The following is a 16,815-nucleotide window of genomic DNA, read 5'->3' on the forward strand; positions in this document are numbered from 1 at the left end:
CCCGATGGCCACCGACGTGAACGGCGCGACCTTCGCCGAGCAGGTGCTGAGCAGCGACAAGCCCGTGCTGGTCGACTTCTGGGCCGAGTGGTGCGGCCCCTGCCGCCAGGTCGGCCCGGTGCTGGACCGGATCGCCGCCGAGCACGCCGACCGGCTGACGGTGGTCAAGGTCAACGTGGACGAGAACCCGGGCCTGGCCGAGCAGTTCGACATCCGGGCGATCCCGGCGATGAAGCTCTTCAAGGGCGGCGAGGTGGTCCACGAGCTGCTCGGGGCCATGCCCGCCGCGGCCGTGATGGCCGAGCTCGACCCCCACCTCTGACCACCCGGCTCCCCCCGAACTCCCCGAGAGGACACGGCCATGGCCGACCGCTACGCCGAGATCGCCTTCTCCCCGAAGGTGCAGGAGCACCAGCGCCGCAACGGCAGCCTGCGCGCCTACGGACCGCGCACCTCGGGCCCCGCCGCCGGGCCCGTCCTGCTCGGCCCGGACGAGCGGGTGTTCATCGGCGCCCGGGACAGCTTCTACCTGTCCAGCGTCGGCGAGTCCGGCTGGCCCTACATCCAGCACCGGGGCGGCCCGCGCGGCTTCCTCCAGGTGCTGGACAACCGGACGCTGGCCTTCGCCGACTTCCGCGGCAACCGCCAGTACATCAGCCGGGGCAACATGGACCACGACGACAAGGTCGCCCTCTTCCTGATGGACTACGCCAACAGCACCCGGCTCAAGATCTACGGCCGGGCCCGTGCGGTGGAGGCCTCCGAGGACCAGGAGCTGGTGGCCCGGCTCAAGCCCGAGGGCTACCGGGCCCACCCGGAGCGGGCGATGCTGATCTCCGTCGAGGCCTACGACTGGAACTGCCCGCAGCACATCCCGCAGCTCTTCCCGATCGAGAACGTCCGGGCCACCGTGAACCACTACCAGCAGAAGATCGCCTCGCTGGAGGCCGAGCTCGCGGCCCTCAAGGCGGAGAAGGACAACTGACGGGCCGTCGGCGCTGGTCAGGTACCCGGAGCCGCCCGCAAATCGGGTGGACGCGTACCTGACCAGCCGCCATAGTGACCGCCATGGCTTCCCTTGTGCACCACATCACCGTCGACTGTGCCGACACCTACGTCCTCGGCAACTTCTGGGCCGAGGTCCTCGACTCCAAGCTCGCCGACGACGACCTCCCCGGCGATCCGGAGGCGCTGCTCGTCACCCCGAACGGCATCGAGATCCTCTTCATCGCCGTCCCGGACGGGAAGACCGTCAAGAACCGCCTGCACTTCGACATCCAGCCCTCGGACCGCACCCGCGACGAGGAGGTGGAGCGCCTGCTGACCATCGGTGCCACCGTCGTCGCCGACCACCGCCGACCGGACGGCACCGGCTGGGTCACCATGGCCGACATCGAGGGCAACGAGTTCTGCGTCGAGCGCAGCGCCGCCGAACGCGCCGCGACCGCCTGACCCGCCCACCCGACCTCTCCCGCCTCCCCCTCCCGAGGCCGGCGGGGCGCCCGTGCCGCTCCGGGCGCCCCGCCTACCAGGCTCGGCCGCCGCCCGCGGATACGCTGCGGACACCCGTCCCGCAGCGCGAAGGCGAGCCCGATGCCCCGTCACCCCGTCCACCTCGCCCGGGTCTACGACCCGCACCGCCCCGAGGACGGCGCCCGCGTCCTGGTGGACCGGCTCTGGCCGCGCGGCATCAAGAAGGAGGACGCCGCCCTGGACTCCTGGCCCAAGGCGCTCACGCCCTCCACCGAGCTGCGCCGCTGGTACCACGAGGGCGGCGGCTTCCCCGCCTTCCGAGAGCGCTACCTCGCCGAGCTGGAAGCACCGGAGGCCCAGGAGGCGCTGACCGGGCTGCGCGCCCTGGCCGCCGACGGGCCGATCGTGCTGCTCACCGCCTCCAAGGGCGACCTGGACAGCAGCCACGCGGCCGTCCTGCGCGAGCTGCTGGCCTGACACCGCCTCAGGCGACCGTCCCGTCCTCCCCGAGTTCGGTGAAGAGGGTCAGCTGCAGACCGGCCGGGCCCTCCAGGCGCGAGTTGAGCGAGTTCCACGGCGTGCGGACCGGCTCGGCCAGCACCCGGGCACCCGCCGCCGCCAGCCGCGCCGTCACCGCCGGGGAGTCGTCCACCTCGAAGGCCACCCGCAGGTGCCCGGCCACCCGGCGGCCGACCTCCACCTCGTCGATGAACTCCGCGTGCCCCGGATCGGTGATCTCCAGGGTGGCCCGGCCGGCGTCCAGGATGGTGACCCGGCCGTCCGGCGAGGCGAACGCCGCCTGCTCGGCCAGCCCCAGCTCGTCGCGGTAGAAGCGCAGCGCCGCCTCGTAGTCGGCGGCGGTGACGACCAGCCGCAGCTGGCGGACAGGGGTTTCCTCGGACATCGTCGGCTCCTCACCCGGTGATCTCGGTTACGGAGCCGACAACCTGACGTCCGTTCAGATCATTCCGCGCGCGAACAACGCCGCCGTGCCGCCCGCCTTCGCGGCACCGGGCGCCCCGCCCGCCCCGTCCGTCCCGGCCGGCACCGGGTCGGGGCGGCAGAACCGGTCGCGGGCGGGGAGCTGCCCGGTGACCAGGAAGCGGTGCGTCTCGGCGATCGCGCAGGACGGCGCCTCCGGGTCGTACGTCCCGTGGTTGCCCGCGTCCACCGTCACCATCCGGGCCCGCCCGCCCAGCGCCTCGCGCAGCCCGAGCGCACCGGCGTAGGGGGTGGAGGGGTCGCGCAGGTTCTGCAGCAGCAGGATGTTCGCCGGCCCCCGGTCGGTGATCCGCACCGGCGGCTCGACCGGGTCGTTCCACCACAGGCAGGGGAACACGTTGGCGCCCATCCCGGCGAGCAGCGGGTATCGCTGCCGGTGGTCCGTCACCTCCCGCTGGTAGGACGCCGGATCGCGGTTCCACCGCACGTCCCCGCAGACCACGGCGAGCATCGCGGCCACCTCGTTGTCGGCCGGGATCCCCTCCTCGACCACCCTCGGGTACCAGGCCGGCGCCTGCGCGTCCGTCCCGTCCAGGTAGCGCCACCAGGCGGCGATCTCCGGGAAGAGCGCGGTGTGGATGGACAGGCCCCGGTACAGCATCCGGAAGCGGTTGCCGTTCACCTCGCCCGCGTCGGGGTGGTGGCCGGGGGTGCGGTCCAACCGCGCGGCCAGCGCCAGGAATCCGGCCCGCACCTCGGCCGGCGTGGCGCCCAGGCCGAGCTCGCCGTCGCGCTCCGCCGCCCAGGCGGCGAAGTCGCCGAAGCGCAGCTCGGCCCCGCTGTCCCAGAGCGACCACATGCCGTGCCAGATCCGGGCCGGGTCGACCAGGCTGTCCAGCACGAAGCGGTCGGCGCGCTCCGGGAAGAGCTGCGCGTACACGGTGCCGAGGTAACTGCCGTACGAGCCACTGAAGTAGGAGATCCTCCGCTCGCCGAGCGCGATCCGGATCCGGTCCATGTCGCGGGCGGTGTTGGCGGTGGTGACGTACGGCAGCACGTCCCCGCCGTTGGCCAGGCAGTCCCGGGCGAGCGCCTTGCCGAAGGCGACGTTCGGTGCGATCGAGCCGTCCGGCGCCGGGAAGGGGAGCACCTTCTCGGTCGGCAGCCCGGCCTCGGTGCGGCCGCAGGTGAGCGGGGCGCTGTGGCCGATGCCGCGCGGGTCGAAGCCGATCAGGTCGTAGCGGTCCAGCACCTCCTGCGGGTAGACCTGCGCGTAGGCGCTGGGCAGGTGGAGGCTGCGGGTGCCGGGGCCGCCGCCGTTGTGCAGCAGCACGCCGCGCCGCAAGCCGGGCTTGGCGGTGGCGATCCGGGAGACGGCGATCTCGATGGTGCGCCCGTTCGGCCTGCGGTGGTCGAGCGGCACCGTGACGGTGGTGCAGAGCATCCGGGGGTCATGCGGCGGCCAGCCGGCCTCCGGCGGGCAGTCCTTCCAGACCAACTTCGCTGCCGCCGGCGCGGCTTGGGCCACGGGGACGGCCACGGCGCCGAGGCCGACGGCCAGGGTCAGCGCGGTGAGTCCACCCACGACCTTCTGACGAATCATCAACATGGTCCAGACCATAGGGACTTGACCAAGTCTTGGTGCGCCGTTCGACTCAATTCGCGTACCGACTCGGCGCATCCGAGGTCTTGCCGACCCGGGCATGTCATCCCTACCGTCGGGTAACGTCCCGCGCCTCCTCCCCACCCCCAGGAGTGACCGTGCCCCGGATCCCCCGCACCGCCCTGGCCCTGGCCGCCGCCCTGGCCCTGGCCGCCACCCTCAACTCCCCGGCTCCGGCCGCCAGTTCGCCGCCCCTGCGCGAAGTCCTGCTGGTCGGCAACAACTGGGACGGCACCGCTGACGTGCTGGCCTCCTCCGGAGACCTCGCCAAGGTGGGCCGGATCGACGTCGTCCCCGACAGGGAGCAGCGGCTGGCCGAGATCCACCGCGACCCGATCAGGCTGGCCTACTTCCTCGGCGTCCGCCTCGGCCCGGGCGAGGGCCACGACCAGTTCGTCGACGACATGTACACCACCCCTGACGGCTCCTCCGCGGTGGTCTCCCGCCCGAGCTTCGCCGACGTGGTCTCCCTGGACCTGGCCACCGGCCGCCTCAACTGGCGCTTCCCGGTGGCCGGTTACCGCTCCGACCACATGGCCCTCTCCCCCGACGGGACCAAGGTCGCGGTCTCCGCCTCCACCGCGAACACGGTGCACGTGCTCGACGTCCGCACCGGCGCCCAGCTCGGCTCCTTCCGCACCGGCGACAAGCCGCACGAGAACCTCTTCACCGACGGCGGCCACCGGCTGTGGAACATGTCGATCGGCGAGGTCACCACCGCACTGGACGCCCCCTGGCTCGACTGGACCAAGGGCGACCGGCGGATCACCGTGGTGGACGCCGACACCTACGCACCGGTCAAGGTGATCGACATGCGCCAGCGGCTGGACGCGGCCGGACGCAGTGACCTCTCCGACGCCGTCCGCCCGGCCGCCTTCAGTCCGGACGGCTCCACCCTCTACTTCCAGCTCTCCTTCTACAACGGCCTGGTGGAGTACGACGTGGCCGCCGACCGGATCACCCGGTTCAAGGAGCTGCCCAAGTCGCCGGCCACCGACGAGGACCGCACCACCTGGGTGAACGACTCCCGTCACCACGGCCTCTCGGCCAGCCCCGACGGCGCCCACCTGTGCGTGGCGGGGACGATGGACGACTACGTCACCGTGCTCGACCGCGCCACCCTCCAGGAGGGCCCGCTGATCCCGGCCGCCAAGCCGTACTGGGCCACCGTCAGCGGCGACGGCCGCTCCTGCGTGGTCTCGGAGAGCGGCAGCGACCGCGTCACCGCGATCGACTTCGCCACCGGACGCCCCACCGTCTCCGTCCCGGTCGGCGACCACCCGCAGCGGGTGCGCCTCGGCCACGTGCCGACGGGCTGGAGCGGCCCCGCCGCCCGCTGATCGCGGACCTCCTCCGCGCCACCGGCCCGGCCGACACCCCGCCGGGCCGTTGCACCTCACTCCTCGCCCTGACGGCCGTCTGATCGACCGTCAGGAGGCCGACGACGGCGGTCCGGCGGGCTCTTCGGAGCCCTCGGGCCGCCGTTCGCCATGACAGGACACTACTCAGCCTCACCATGGCATGCAACACAGCAGTGAAAGCTTTCTGATGTTCTGTCATTGATCCACTGCAAGATCCCGAGGCCCCCACGCCCACGCCGGGCCCTCGCCGCACCGCCTCCCGCTCCGACGGCCGACCGAGGTCAGCCTTCTGACCTGCGAAGACGGCAGTCTCACCGAGCCGATCCGGACGCATTCGAACCAGCGTCGACGGCCCGGAAGTCGATGGAAGCCTTGCGATTGAACGGGATTCAACTATTGACAGGGCCTTCGCCGAAGTCCTCAATAGGCGACACAGTTCAACGGCTTTCAACGCCCCACCCCCACACCTCAAGACCTCACGGCGCGGTCGCGCCGCTCCCACGGCTGCCCCTCAGCCGCTCCCCCACGCACGCCCCCACCCGAAAGGACCGACCGCCCATGCGCCGCCACCCTCGCGCGCTGTCCGCCGCCATCGCCCTGATCGCCGGCACCATCGCACTCCCCGCCCTGCCCGCCGCCACTGCCTCGGCGGACACGGCTGCCGGTCCGTACGTGCTCCAGGTCGAGAACATGTCGCTGACCAACTTCGCGACCGAGACCGTGAACCACACCGCGTACAACAACCCGGTCGAGACCGTCACCTACGCCCGCGGCGCGGCCGGCCAGACCAGCTCGGCCCGGTCCACCTTCGCCGGCGCGGCGGGCACGTACGACCTGATCACCCGTTACAACGGCAAGACCGCCGGCGGCGTCAGCTACCGGCTGACCGTCAACTCGGCCCAGGTGGACAGCTGGAACGCCAACGGCCGCTGGGGCACCGACTACACCGACCCCAAGAACATCGACACCCGCACCAGCAGCAAGGTCGCCCTCAAGCCGGGCGACGTCATCGAGCTGACCGCCGTCGGCTCCACCGACGTGCCGCGGGTGGACCGCATCACCATCCAGAACTACGTCGGCGCGCCCACCAGCCCGCTGACCATCAACTCCCCCAACGCCGCCCTCAACGACGGCTTCACCTGGGGCCGCGACCGCGCGCTCGGCATGGCGTTCTACCAGGGCAACCCGATGATGGGCCACGAGCCCGAGTGGTGGCGGCTGACCGACGCCACCCACCAGACCGTGCAGCCGGGCTACTGGGGCGCCTACACCAACCGCGAGTCGTACTACAACCGTGACATCTCGCACCAGTCCGACGGCGCGCACGTCATCGGTCTCGACAACGAGACCCTCAACATGTTCAAGACCTTCGCCGGCGACGCCGACGACCCGGGCCAGAACGGCTGGCCGCTCTGGGCGCACAGCCCCACCGGCGCGATGTACTACATCGACCAGACCGGCTTCCGCGAGCTGCCCTCGCCGTTCAACCTGATGGCCAAGGCCTTCAAGCAGTACCAGTGGACCGGCAACGCCGCCTGGATCAACGACCCGACCCTGTCGGCGTACTACGACTCCACCATGAACCAGTTCCTGGCCAGCCACCAGGTCACCTGGAACGACGCCAACCCCGCCGCCGAGCAGCCCGTGGCGAAGAAGCAGAACGGTGAGTACACCGCGACCTTCTTCGAGTTCCCCAACGAGAACCTGACCTCGGCCGCCGACGCGCTGGGCTTCCAGTACCAGTCGATGCTCGCCTACGCGCAGATCCTCAAGGCCAAGGGCGACACCGCCGGCAGCACCACCTGGGCCAACCGCGCGCAGCGGGTCCGCAACCACTTCGAGAGCCAGTGGTTCGACTCGGCCAACAACCGCTACGTCCGCGGCAAGGACGCCAACGGCACCGGCTACAGCAGCTGGGGCCACGAGGCCAGCTTCCTGATGATGCTCAACGGCCTGGGCGACTACGGCCCGCGGACCTCCGCCTACCTGGACTTCATCGCCGCCAACGACGACAGCCTGAACGTCGAGGCGACCTCCTACCTGCCGGAGATGTACTACCAGTACAACCGCTCCGGCGAGGGCTGGTCCTGGCTGAAGAAGCTGATGAAGGACAAGGACACCTACCCCGAGATCTCCTTCCTCGCCGTCAGCAACACCGTCGACGGCATGATGGGCGTCCAGCCCGACGCCCCCAACCACAAGGTCGCCACCGTCTCCCGCCTGACCTCGGAGACCCCGTGGGTGGAGATCGACCACCTCAAGGTCGGCGACAGCGACCTCAAGCTCAAGCACATCGGCACCACCGGCTCGGTGCTGACCAACAACGCGGGCTCCACGGTGAACTGGGAGGCCCAGTTCTACGGCTCCTACTCCACCATCTCGGTGAACGGCACCGCCTACCCGGCGCAGACCAAGTCGCTCTACGGCCAGACCGTCTCCTACGTCAGCGTCCCGGTGAACGCCGGCGCCACCGTCACCGCCGCCGCGGGCAGCACGGTCGTCGACACCACCGCCCCGAGCACCCCGTCCGGCCTGGCGACCGCCAACCTCACCGACGCGAGCGTCGACCTGAGCTGGAACGCCTCCACCGACAACGTCGGCCTGACGAACTACCAGGTCCTGCGCAACGGCAGCGTGATCGGCACCACCACCGGCACCACCTTCACCGCCAACGGCCTGGCCGGCTCGACCGGTTACACCTTCACGGTCAGGGCCGTGGACACCACGGGCAACGTCTCCGCCGCGAGCAACGCCGCCGCGGTCACCACGCTCCCGACCCCCAAGACGGTCAACCTCAGCGACCTGGCCTGGGCGAGCTACCAGAACTCCTTCGGGACCCCCCGCAAGGACACCAGCATCGACGGCACCCCGATCAAGCTCCAGGGCACCGTCTACCCCAAGGGCATCGGCACCCACGCCAACAGCACCATCACCTACAACCTGGGCGGCGGCTACACCCGCTTCCGGGCCGACACCGGCGTGGACGACGAGATCACCGCCACCGGCTCGGTCCGCTTCGAGGTCTGGGGCGACGGCGTCAAGCTCTACGAGAGCCCCTACACCCTCGGCCCCAACAACCAGACCCAGAGCGTGAACGTCGACGTCACCGGCGTCAACACCCTGGTCCTGAAGGCCCTGGACGGCGGCGACGGCATCAACAGCGACCACGCCGACTGGGCCGGTGCCAAGCTCACCGTCAAGGCCTCGGCGCCGGTCAACGCCAGCGACCTGGCCTGGGCCTCGGCGCAGGCCGACTTCGGCACCGTCCAGAAGGACCGCAGCATCGACGGCAACCCGCTGAAGATCAACGGCACCACCTACCCCAAGGGCATCGGCACCCACGCCAACAGCACCATCACCTACAACCTCAACCGCGGCTACACCCGCTTCCAGGCCGACACCGGCGTGGACGACGAGGTCAGCTCCTACGCGACCCTGAAGTTCGAGGTCTGGGGCGACGGCGTCAAGCTCTACGAGAGCCCCTCCGTCAACACCCCGACCACCCCGGCCCAGCCGGTCGACGTCAACGTCGCCGGCGTCAACACCCTGACCCTGAAGGTCACCGACGGCGGCGACGGCATCAACAGCGACCACGCCGACTGGGCGGGCGCCAAGTTCCTCCAGTAGTCCCCGCAGTCCCCTACACCGGCCGAAGCCGGCGGGCGCCCTCGGACGCGCCCGCCGGCTCCGGCCGTCCCGCTCCCTAACGCCCCGTCACCAGACCCACCGGCAGGTACTCCGACACCACGTCCACCGCCATCCCGGCGTCCTGCGCCAGACAGGCCACCGCCAGCGGAGCCAGCGCCACGAACCCGGTGGACGTCACCGCCCGCTCCCCGTCCGCCGTCCAGTACTCCCGGTGCAGCTCCAAGGCCCGCACCAGCGCCGCGTCGAAGCCCGCCTGGTCCCGCGCCACGAACCGGCCGAACAGGTCCATGGCCGGCCGCACCACCTTCATCAGGTACTCCCGGTCCACGACCGCGGCCGGCTCCGCCGCCTCCAGCGCGGCGGCCAACTCCTGTGCCAGCCCCTGGTCCTGACGCCGGTACGCCTGCAGGGCCGCCACCCACGCCCAGGTGTACTCGTCCTCCGCCGCACCGGACCCGCGCAGCACCTCCACCGGCACCGCCGCCAGCCCGTCCAGCAACCCGCCCTCCCGACAGACCGCCGCCAGCCAGAACGCGTTCAACCAGTTCCCCGCGTGCGCCTCCCGCCGCGAGTCCCCCGCCCCCACCGTCCGCACGGCCCCGCCGATCCGGGCCTCCACGGCTCCTTCCTCCACTCCCGCCACCGCGAACAGCGCTGCAGCCGCCTGAGCCGCCGTCAGGAACGCCTCCCGGCTCTCCACCCGCTCGCCCCCCGGGTCCAGCAGCAGCCCGGCCTCGGCCATCACCAACGCCGTCTCCAGCACGCTCACCAACCCCAGCGAAGCTCCTGGCCGCAGCCTCCCCAGATCCACCGCCAAGTCCTCGCCCAGCAGCGCCAGACCACTCTCGACGTGCTCCGTGGAAATGCCGTGCCGCTTCACAATGGCGTTCAACTCAGGTCACTCCCAGGTCAGTTGATCTCATGTCCGCCGCAGCCCCACCCATCCGGGCCCGCCCCGACTACCGTCGGTGCCCCCGCAGCTACTGATCCAACACCGCACCGAACCCCTCCTGTTCCCAGCCCCCTCTCAGACCTCCGACCGAACCTGGACGTAGTCCCTACGGACCGGTTTACGCAGCCTTCTCCGCGCCGGCGCGGAGTACACGCTCGTCGGACGGATTCCGTTACGCGAGCAGGGTGTAGTCGTCCTCGACGGCCTGGAACCACCACCAGTCCGCACCGTTCCCCTCGGCCGCCACCGGATCGACCCGGCGGAGCGCCGCACGGACGAACGCCAGGAACTCGTAGCGCTCGGCCACCTGACGCCCGGTCGACACCGAGAGCGCCCAGGTGGCCAGCGCCTGGCAGGCGGCGAACGCCGTGAGCGAGGTGTTGACCACCTCGGGTTCACCGTCGAACGCCTGCACCACCCGGCCCGTCCCGTGCTCCACGCAGAGTGCGCTCTCACCGTCACCGGAGACCGCGATCACGGTGTAGCCGCTCGCGTCTACCTCGCTCTCGGCGCCCTCCTCCTCGAGGTACTCCTCCAGCGACCGGAGCGTCTCCAGCGAGCCGAGTGTGTCCTGCCAGAAGACGGGGAATCCGGGAAACCCGATCGTGCACAGCACCTGGACCGCATCCGGCAGTTCCGCCAGCGCTCCCAGTGCGCCGGGGCCGGCGACCGCGATGCCCCCTTGGTAGTAGGGCTGGAGGTCGTCCGCCGTCAGCGCGCCCACGGTCCACCAGGCCTCGCGGGGCAGCAGCACCGGTTCCGTGGCCCGCTCGGCCGGCCCTCCGGCCGGCCCTCCGGCCGGGGCTCCGGCCGACGGGCCGAAACGGAGCAGTGCCAGTCCGCTGTGCCCGGCCAGCAGGAGACGGCCACCGGGCAGCGGGTAGGCCTGCGCTCCCGGGTACGGCGCACAGAGGGAGAGGACCACTCCGTCCGTGCCCGTTCCGGGATGCACCTCGACCCTCAACAGGTCGGAGCCCCCGTCGAAGACGGCCACCGTGGTGCCGTCTACGTCCACCACCACCGCAAGGGCATCGGCGGTCTCGGGCCGCTGCTCCACCGCCTCTCCCTCTTGCGCCCCGTCCGCCAACGCGTACCAGCGGTACTTCCGGTCGTATGCCGACCGCAGGCACACCGCACCCTCGGCTCCGGTCGCGCCACGCCAGCCGACGACCTCGACAGGACCGGTCCAGCCCGGGCCGAACTCCCGGGCGTCGAAAGCCCCCAGCGGGCGCCAGCGTGCCCACTCGGCCCGCCAAGGGAGCGTCAGTCCGAGGCCGTCCAGAGCCAGGACCAGATCCTCGTCCCCCAGGCCTGCCCGGCGAACCGCAACCGGGCCACCCACTCCATGACGCCGCACCGCGAGTCGGACCGGTACGCCCGAACCGCTTCGGCCACCGCTCCCCGGCGCCGAGCCGCCGCCCCTTCCGCGCGGTCATCGGCAGCCACCGCCTCGGCCAAGGCCTCGGGGTCGCCCAGCACCAGCACCCGGAGGTCCGCCAGCCACTCGTCCAGCAGACCACCACCGAGGGCGTGTCCGACGCCGAACCGCAGCACGTAGTCCTCGGACGCCGTCAACACCCGGCCCCGCGCCACCGCCGCCACGTCGTCCGGCAGCACCTCCCGGAGGGCGGTGGTGATCCTCCGCTGGACCTCCGTCACCCCCGAGCCGAACGAGGCAGCCGCCGCCTCGGCCAGAGCACCGTGCCTCAGCCTGGCGTACCCGTCCGGAACGGCCCCCGCTCCCTCCACCACGTCGGCGGCGACGAACGAGGCCACCACCCCCTCGAAGGCGTTCAGCTCCGCACTCGTGACCCGGTCACCGGTCACCGCAGCCGCGGCCCGCCGCCGCAGCTCGCCGGGCATCCCGACAACACCCTCGGCCAGCACCACCGGCGCCAGCAGCCTCCGGGCCCGTGCGGCGTCCTGACCAAAGCCGTCGAGGACGAACTCCCATGCGCCCTCCAGCGATTCGGGAAGCGTCCCCACCGCGCCGGAGCGTGCCCGGAGTTCCCCGGCGAGCACCTCCGCCACCAGGAAGTTCGGCCAAGCCGCCGCCGTCACCGCCGCCGCAGCGGATGCCGCGTCTCCTTCGCGGCCGGCGAAGACCGAGTCCGGTACGTCGATCAGACTCCGCACCCACGCCGCGAACGCGGCCCGGTCGGGCGCGAACCGACCCTGGTCGAGGTCGATCACAGAGGCAGCCAACTTCGGTTTCCACCGCAGCAGTTCGGCCAAGGTGGTCCGGTCGACCTCCACGAGCAGCAACGCCAGGCCGCCACCAGGCCGCTTCGCGGTCACCGGGTCGATCAGCTTGCGCACCAGCTCCGGCACTCCGGCCGACCGCCGGACCGTCACCCTCAGCCGACCAGGAGCACCGGACAACAGGACAGCCTGCGGGTGTTCGTCCTTCCTGAGCGCGAGGGTCAACCCGGAGACGTCGCCGTCGTACCGGATGCGGTCCCCCAACCCCATTCCGTCCGCGAGCCACCGCAACCACTCCGCGCCCGTCCCACCGTCCCCGTCCGCGACCCCGCCGAAAGCACCGACCGGAGGCAGCGACCCGTCGGCGACGGCGACGAACCCACGGGCGTCGGCATCGGCCGCAGCGGCGGTCCTGGCGAGGAGCCGGCTCTTCCCCGCCCCCGGATCGCCGGTGACCAGCCTGATCCCATCACCGAGGTCACCCCGCTCGAGCCAGGCAGCCAGTTCCTCGGCAGCGGCCTGACGTGCTGCCAGTTCGAAACGCATCCGGCGGTCCCACTCCTCGGTTTCCAGCTGGTCATCCCGGTGGCCGACGTTCCCTGGGCGGGCTCCGGCCGGGGGTTCGGTTCAGGTGGTCTCGTACTCGCCGATCCAACTACGGTCCAGCAGGTTCTCCGGAAGGTAGCCGGACTCCACCTCGATCTGCATCCCACTGTCGAAGGCCATGCACGCCACCGCCAACGGTGCCAGGGCGAGGAAGCCGGTGGACGAGATCGACTGCTCGTGATCGCTCGTCCAGTACTCCCGGTGCATCTCCAACGCCCGTACGAGCGAACTGGTGAAGGCGGCCTGATCACCCTTCAGGAACTGGTACATCATCTCCATCGGCGGATGGGCCACCCTCACCAGGTAGTCCTTGGAAGCGATCCGGGCGACCTCCGGATCCGACTCCTCGATCGCGGCCGCAAGCTTCTCCGCCTGCTGCGGCTCCTTCTTCCAGTACGCCTGCAGCGCCTCCACCCACAGGTAGATGTACTCGTCGTACACCGCAGCGGGATTCCGCAGCGACTCGACCGGCAGAGCAGCCAGAGCATCCAGCCGCTCGGTCTCCCGGCACACGATCGCCAGCCAGAAAGCAGTCAGCCAGTTCGCCGCGTGCGCTTCACGCTTCGAGTTCCCCGCCGGAATCCGCCGCACATCGCCGGCGATCCGACACTCCACCGCACCCTCGGCGAGCCCGGCGGCCGCGAACAGCGCCGAAGACGCCTGCATCGCCGCCAGAAGAGCATCCCAGCTCTCGATCCGGTCGGCCTTGGGATCAGCGATGATGTGCGTCTCCGCGATGATCACTGCCGTATTCATGACCCGGGACGCGCCGAGGGGCTGAGATCCCACTCGTTCCAGACAGAAAGAGAGGTACTCCCCCAGCTTCCGGACCGCAGAATCGACGTCCCCTCCGGCACTCTCATGACGTGCGACAACCATGGTCACCTGGTTCAGACCTCCCTCTGGTGCCGCTCGTGCCGGCAGAGCAGCACATGCCTCCGATTCTTCCTCGCAGCAGTCGTCAGGTGTCGAACTCGCCGACCCAACTGCCCAGTACCAGGCGCTTCGGTAGGTAGTCCGACTCCACCTCCACCGGGATGCCCAGGTCCTCAGCCAGGGATGCGAGCGCCGTCAGCGGCAGGGACACGAACCCGGCGGAGTCGTCGATCCGCTCCTCGTCGGCGGTCCAGAACTCCTTGTGCAGTCGCACCGCTTCCAGCAGTGCCTCGTTGAACTTCTCCGCGTCCTGCTGAACCAGGCGGAAGAAGGCGACGATCGGCGGGTACAGCAGCTTCACCAGGATCTCGCGGTCGGCGATTCGAGCCACCTCGGGGTCCGCACCCTCGAGAGCTTCCTCAAGCCAGCCCATCAACTCCGGCCCAGCCGAACGGAACTCCTGAAGCGCCCTCACCCACGAATAGATGTAGTCGTCGAACACCGCCCCCGACTCCCGCAGTACCGGGATCGGCACCGACGCCAGCAGGTCCAGTCGACGCGCCTCCCGGCAGACGACGGCCAGCCAGAAGGCGTCCAACCACGACCCGGCATCGGTGTAGTGGTCAGGCCGGACCGCCTGGACCTCCCGCACACCCGCCGACCCCAGCCTCACCACCACCGACCCCCCGGTCCCCACTGCCGCGAACACCGCCGAACTCGCCTGCATCGCAGCCGTCCAGGCGTACCAGCTCTCGACCGTCTCCACCGCGGGATCGAGCAACGCCCGCTTCCGCGCCAGGATCAACGCCTTGTCGGTCGCCATGCTCAACCCCAGAGCAGTCAAGGGCTCGCGGCGGAAGGCACGCTGCAGAATCCCGTCGAGCGTCTCCACCAACTTCTCGACGTTCTCGGCCGACGCCGCATGGCGCGCCACCACCACCGGTCCTCCATTTCCGAAGTCAAGGTGTCCTCCGCGAACTCCGCCGCCCGGCACCCCTCCCCCATGTGCCCGCATCGGCCGCTTTCTGCGGGCCGGCCGCGGCGATCAGCCGCGTCTCCCACCAGAGCGGCACTCCACCGGAGACACGTCCGACGTGACGACCGCGCAGAGTGCCGCCGCGTTGCCGGTAGGCACCTCAGGGCGCGCCAGTCGGACGCCCCCTCGGCACCACTACGTTGCGGAAGTCATCATGCGTCGAACTCGCCGACCCAACTGCCCAGCAGCAGGTGCTTCGGCAGGTAGTCCGACTCCACCTCGACCTCGATGCCGAGGTCACGAGCCAGGCAGGCGATCGCCAGCAGCGGGAGAGACACGAACCCGAAGGGTTCGTCGAGGCGGTCCTCCTCCGCCGTCCAGTACTCGCGGTGCAGCTCGAGGCCCTCGACCAGGGCCTCGTTGAACTTCTCGGCGTCCCGCTGCACCAACCTGTAGAAGGCCGCGATCGGCGGGTAGAGCAGCTTGAGCAGGGTCTCGCGGTCAGCAACCCGCGCCGCTTGGGGGTCCGTGCCGTCGATCGCGGCCAGGAGCTTCTCCATGACCTCGGGTTCCTGCCGCCGGAACGCCTGCAGCGCACCCACCCACGCGTAGATGTACTCGTCGAACACCGCACCGGACTGCCGCAGCACCGACTCCGGCACCGTAGCCAGCACGTCCAACCGCCGCGGCTCCCGGCAGATCAGCGCCAGCCAGAACGCGTCCAGCCACGACCCCGCGTCCGTGTAGTCCGTCGGCTCGATCGCAGGAATCGCCCGAACCCCGTGAATTCCGATCCGGCACTCCACAGACCCCTGGGCCTGGACCGCCGCGAACACCGCCGAACTCGCCTGCATCGCAGCCGTCCAGGCGTACCAGCTCTCGACCTCCTCAGCCGGCGGATCGAGCAAGGCCCGCTTGCGCGTCAGGGCCAGCGCCGTCGATGTCGCACTCTGCAGATCCCACGCCGTCAGCGGTTCCTCGGCGAACTCGTCCGCCAGGATCCCGCTCAGTACCTCGGCAGCCCGCGCCGCCTTGTCGTCCGCCGGAATCGCATGACGTGCCACTACCACGGTCATTGGTGCTCGCCTCTCACTCACGGAGTACCGATGTCGAACTTCTTCATCAGATAGCCATCGTAGTCAGTGCCGTCGACCTTGGCCTTGACCATCACGTAGTCCAGCTTTCCTGCCTTCCAAGCAGCCATGAGGTCCCTCGCCAGCGCCGCTTCCGTACCGTCGTCACCCTTCCGGTTCTTCATCTGCTCGATGATGGCCTTGAAGTAATCCGGGTGCCCCTGCATGACCTGACGACCGTTCAGAGCCCTTCGGTCTCCCAGGTCCGCCGACGGCGCCTTGGCTTCGACGACGACGTAGCCGCCGTCTTCACGCAACCAAATCTGATCGAAGCGGTTGTTGCCGTCCTTCCGGTCGTCCTTCCGGTCGGCACCGGGGTAGTTCTCCGGAATGGCGTGGAACTCCGCTACCTTGTCGCCGAGTTCCTCACCGGCCTTGCCCATCAGGTGGTGCGGTGTCTTGTGCTCCTCCTTGAGCCTTTCGTACTCGGCCTTCGCGGCTTCATCGCTCTTGTCCTGCTCGTGCTTCTTCTTCGCCTCGTCCAGAGCGTCCTCGGCAACCCTGTCACGAGCAAGCGCGGCCTTGCGGTCCTCGATCGCCTTCTCGATCTTCTCGGCGCGCTCCCGGTCGGCGGGGACGGCGGAGCTCCGCTCGACCTGGGCGTCGTCGTGGTACTTCTCCGCAGCAGGCGGCGGGGCATCCTGCGCCGCTATCCACCTGTTGGGGTCCTTCGCCGGATAGTCCGGGTTCTGCCGGAGCTGGGGAATCTCGTTCCCGTTCTCGTCCTGCTTCCCGATCCGACGACGGTGCCCGTCCTTGCTGTAGTGCTCCTTGAACCACTCCGGATCAGCGTTGGCCTTCTCCACTTGCTTCCGAACACGCTGACGCTCGGCTTCATCCGAATAGCGACCATCACCGGATTGGTCGTTGGAGGCATCCGGGTTTGCTCCGGCGGCTTCTTCGGGGGCGGTGCGGTCGTGGTCGGGGTTGTGGGTGGGGTCGGTGGTGTGGTGGTCGGGGGTGGTGGGGGTGCGGTTGGGGTC

The 16,815-nt window shown here is 70.3% G+C and carries 14 protein-coding genes and 1 pseudogene; 6 read left to right on the forward strand and 9 right to left on the reverse strand.

Translation table 11 applies throughout. The features are described 5' to 3' along the window. Positions 1-4: 4 nt before the first annotated feature. The 4 genes from trxA (at position 5) to ACWCYY_RS26035 (ending at position 1,950) form a co-directional block, all read left to right on the forward strand. A complete protein-coding gene (trxA, locus tag ACWCYY_RS26020) occupies positions 5-322 on the forward strand; it encodes a thioredoxin (RefSeq protein WP_345289128.1) in 318 nt (105 codons plus the stop codon). A gap of 39 nt (positions 323-361) precedes the next feature. After that, the gene (locus tag ACWCYY_RS26025; protein ID WP_345289127.1) at positions 362-985 is read left to right on the forward strand and encodes a pyridoxamine 5'-phosphate oxidase family protein; all 624 of its coding nucleotides are present in this window, start codon (positions 362-364) and stop codon (positions 983-985) included. Between the two features lie 83 nt (positions 986-1,068). Then, on the forward strand, positions 1,069-1,452 hold the full coding sequence (locus ACWCYY_RS26030) for a VOC family protein (protein ID WP_345289126.1): 384 nt from the start codon (positions 1,069-1,071) through the stop codon (positions 1,450-1,452). A 141-nt stretch (positions 1,453-1,593) separates the two neighbouring features. Further along, positions 1,594-1,950 carry a DUF488 domain-containing protein gene (locus tag ACWCYY_RS26035; RefSeq protein ID WP_345289124.1) on the forward strand — a complete coding sequence of 119 codons (357 nt, stop codon included), beginning with the start codon at positions 1,594-1,596 and terminating at the stop codon, positions 1,948-1,950. 7 nt (positions 1,951-1,957) lie between these two features. On the opposite strand, the gene ACWCYY_RS26040 is transcribed toward ACWCYY_RS26035, so the two are convergent. Then, on the reverse strand, positions 1,958-2,377 hold the full coding sequence (locus ACWCYY_RS26040) for a VOC family protein (RefSeq protein ID WP_345289123.1): 420 nt from the start codon (positions 2,375-2,377) through the stop codon (positions 1,958-1,960). Positions 2,378-2,431: 54 nt separating this feature from the next. Next, on the reverse strand, positions 2,432-4,024 hold the full coding sequence (locus tag ACWCYY_RS26045) for an alpha/beta hydrolase (protein WP_449797404.1): 1,593 nt from the start codon (positions 4,022-4,024) through the stop codon (positions 2,432-2,434). Positions 4,025-4,176: 152 nt separating this feature from the next. On the opposite strand from ACWCYY_RS26045, the gene ACWCYY_RS26050 reads away from it, so the two are divergent. Then, positions 4,177-5,418, forward strand: a complete 1,242-nt coding sequence (locus ACWCYY_RS26050) for a YncE family protein (protein WP_449797405.1) — start codon at positions 4,177-4,179, stop codon at positions 5,416-5,418. 579 nt (positions 5,419-5,997) lie between these two features. Further along, the gene (locus ACWCYY_RS26055) at positions 5,998-9,066 is read left to right on the forward strand and encodes an NPCBM/NEW2 domain-containing protein (protein ID WP_449797406.1); all 3,069 of its coding nucleotides are present in this window, start codon (positions 5,998-6,000) and stop codon (positions 9,064-9,066) included. 76 nt (positions 9,067-9,142) lie between these two features. On the opposite strand, the gene ACWCYY_RS26060 is transcribed toward ACWCYY_RS26055, so the two are convergent. From ACWCYY_RS26060 to ACWCYY_RS26090, 7 genes and pseudogenes are all read right to left on the reverse strand, one after another. Further along, positions 9,143-9,979 carry an immunity 49 family protein gene (locus tag ACWCYY_RS26060; RefSeq protein WP_449797407.1) on the reverse strand — a complete coding sequence of 279 codons (837 nt, stop codon included), beginning with the start codon at positions 9,977-9,979 and terminating at the stop codon, positions 9,143-9,145. A 232-nt stretch (positions 9,980-10,211) separates the two neighbouring features. Beyond that, positions 10,212-11,096: an SUKH-4 family immunity protein gene (locus ACWCYY_RS26065; protein WP_449797408.1), complete on the reverse strand. Its 885-nt coding sequence runs from the start codon at positions 11,094-11,096 to the stop codon at positions 10,212-10,214. Between the two features lie 206 nt (positions 11,097-11,302). Continuing rightward, the gene (locus ACWCYY_RS26070) at positions 11,303-12,787 is read right to left on the reverse strand and encodes a hypothetical protein (protein WP_449797409.1); all 1,485 of its coding nucleotides are present in this window, start codon (positions 12,785-12,787) and stop codon (positions 11,303-11,305) included. Positions 12,788-12,868: 81 nt separating this feature from the next. Then, positions 12,869-13,591: an immunity 49 family protein gene (locus ACWCYY_RS26075; RefSeq protein ID WP_449797410.1), complete on the reverse strand. Its 723-nt coding sequence runs from the start codon at positions 13,589-13,591 to the stop codon at positions 12,869-12,871. 217 nt (positions 13,592-13,808) lie between these two features. Beyond that, positions 13,809-14,663: an immunity 49 family protein gene (locus ACWCYY_RS26080; RefSeq protein ID WP_449797411.1), complete on the reverse strand. Its 855-nt coding sequence runs from the start codon at positions 14,661-14,663 to the stop codon at positions 13,809-13,811. Positions 14,664-14,911: 248 nt separating this feature from the next. Continuing rightward, positions 14,912-15,775: an immunity 49 family protein gene (locus ACWCYY_RS26085; protein ID WP_449797412.1), complete on the reverse strand. Its 864-nt coding sequence runs from the start codon at positions 15,773-15,775 to the stop codon at positions 14,912-14,914. A gap of 17 nt (positions 15,776-15,792) precedes the next feature. After that, a pseudogene (locus ACWCYY_RS26090) lies at positions 15,793-16,815 on the reverse strand (hypothetical protein); the annotation flags it as partial.

This window comes from Kitasatospora sp. NPDC001664 (assembly GCF_053596675.1).

Excerpts from the sequence above, each read along its gene's own strand:
- ACWCYY_RS26035 (WP_345289124.1), top strand. The coding sequence starts at position 1,594 with ATGCCCCGTCACCCCGTCCACCTCGCCCGGGTCTACGACCCGCACCGC.
- ACWCYY_RS26045 (WP_449797404.1), bottom strand. The coding sequence starts at position 4,024 with ATGTTGATGATTCGTCAGAAGGTCGTGGGTGGACTCACCGCGCTGACC.
- ACWCYY_RS26025 (WP_345289127.1), top strand. The coding sequence starts at position 362 with ATGGCCGACCGCTACGCCGAGATCGCCTTCTCCCCGAAGGTGCAGGAG.
- ACWCYY_RS26030 (WP_345289126.1), top strand. The coding sequence starts at position 1,069 with ATGGCTTCCCTTGTGCACCACATCACCGTCGACTGTGCCGACACCTAC.
- ACWCYY_RS26085 (WP_449797412.1), bottom strand. The coding sequence starts at position 15,775 with ATGACCGTGGTAGTGGCACGTCATGCGATTCCGGCGGACGACAAGGCG.
- ACWCYY_RS26070 (WP_449797409.1), bottom strand. The coding sequence starts at position 12,787 with ATGCGTTTCGAACTGGCAGCACGTCAGGCCGCTGCCGAGGAACTGGCT.
- trxA (WP_345289128.1), top strand. The coding sequence starts at position 5 with ATGGCCACCGACGTGAACGGCGCGACCTTCGCCGAGCAGGTGCTGAGC.
- ACWCYY_RS26040 (WP_345289123.1), bottom strand. The coding sequence starts at position 2,377 with ATGTCCGAGGAAACCCCTGTCCGCCAGCTGCGGCTGGTCGTCACCGCC.
- ACWCYY_RS26055 (WP_449797406.1), top strand. The coding sequence starts at position 5,998 with ATGCGCCGCCACCCTCGCGCGCTGTCCGCCGCCATCGCCCTGATCGCC.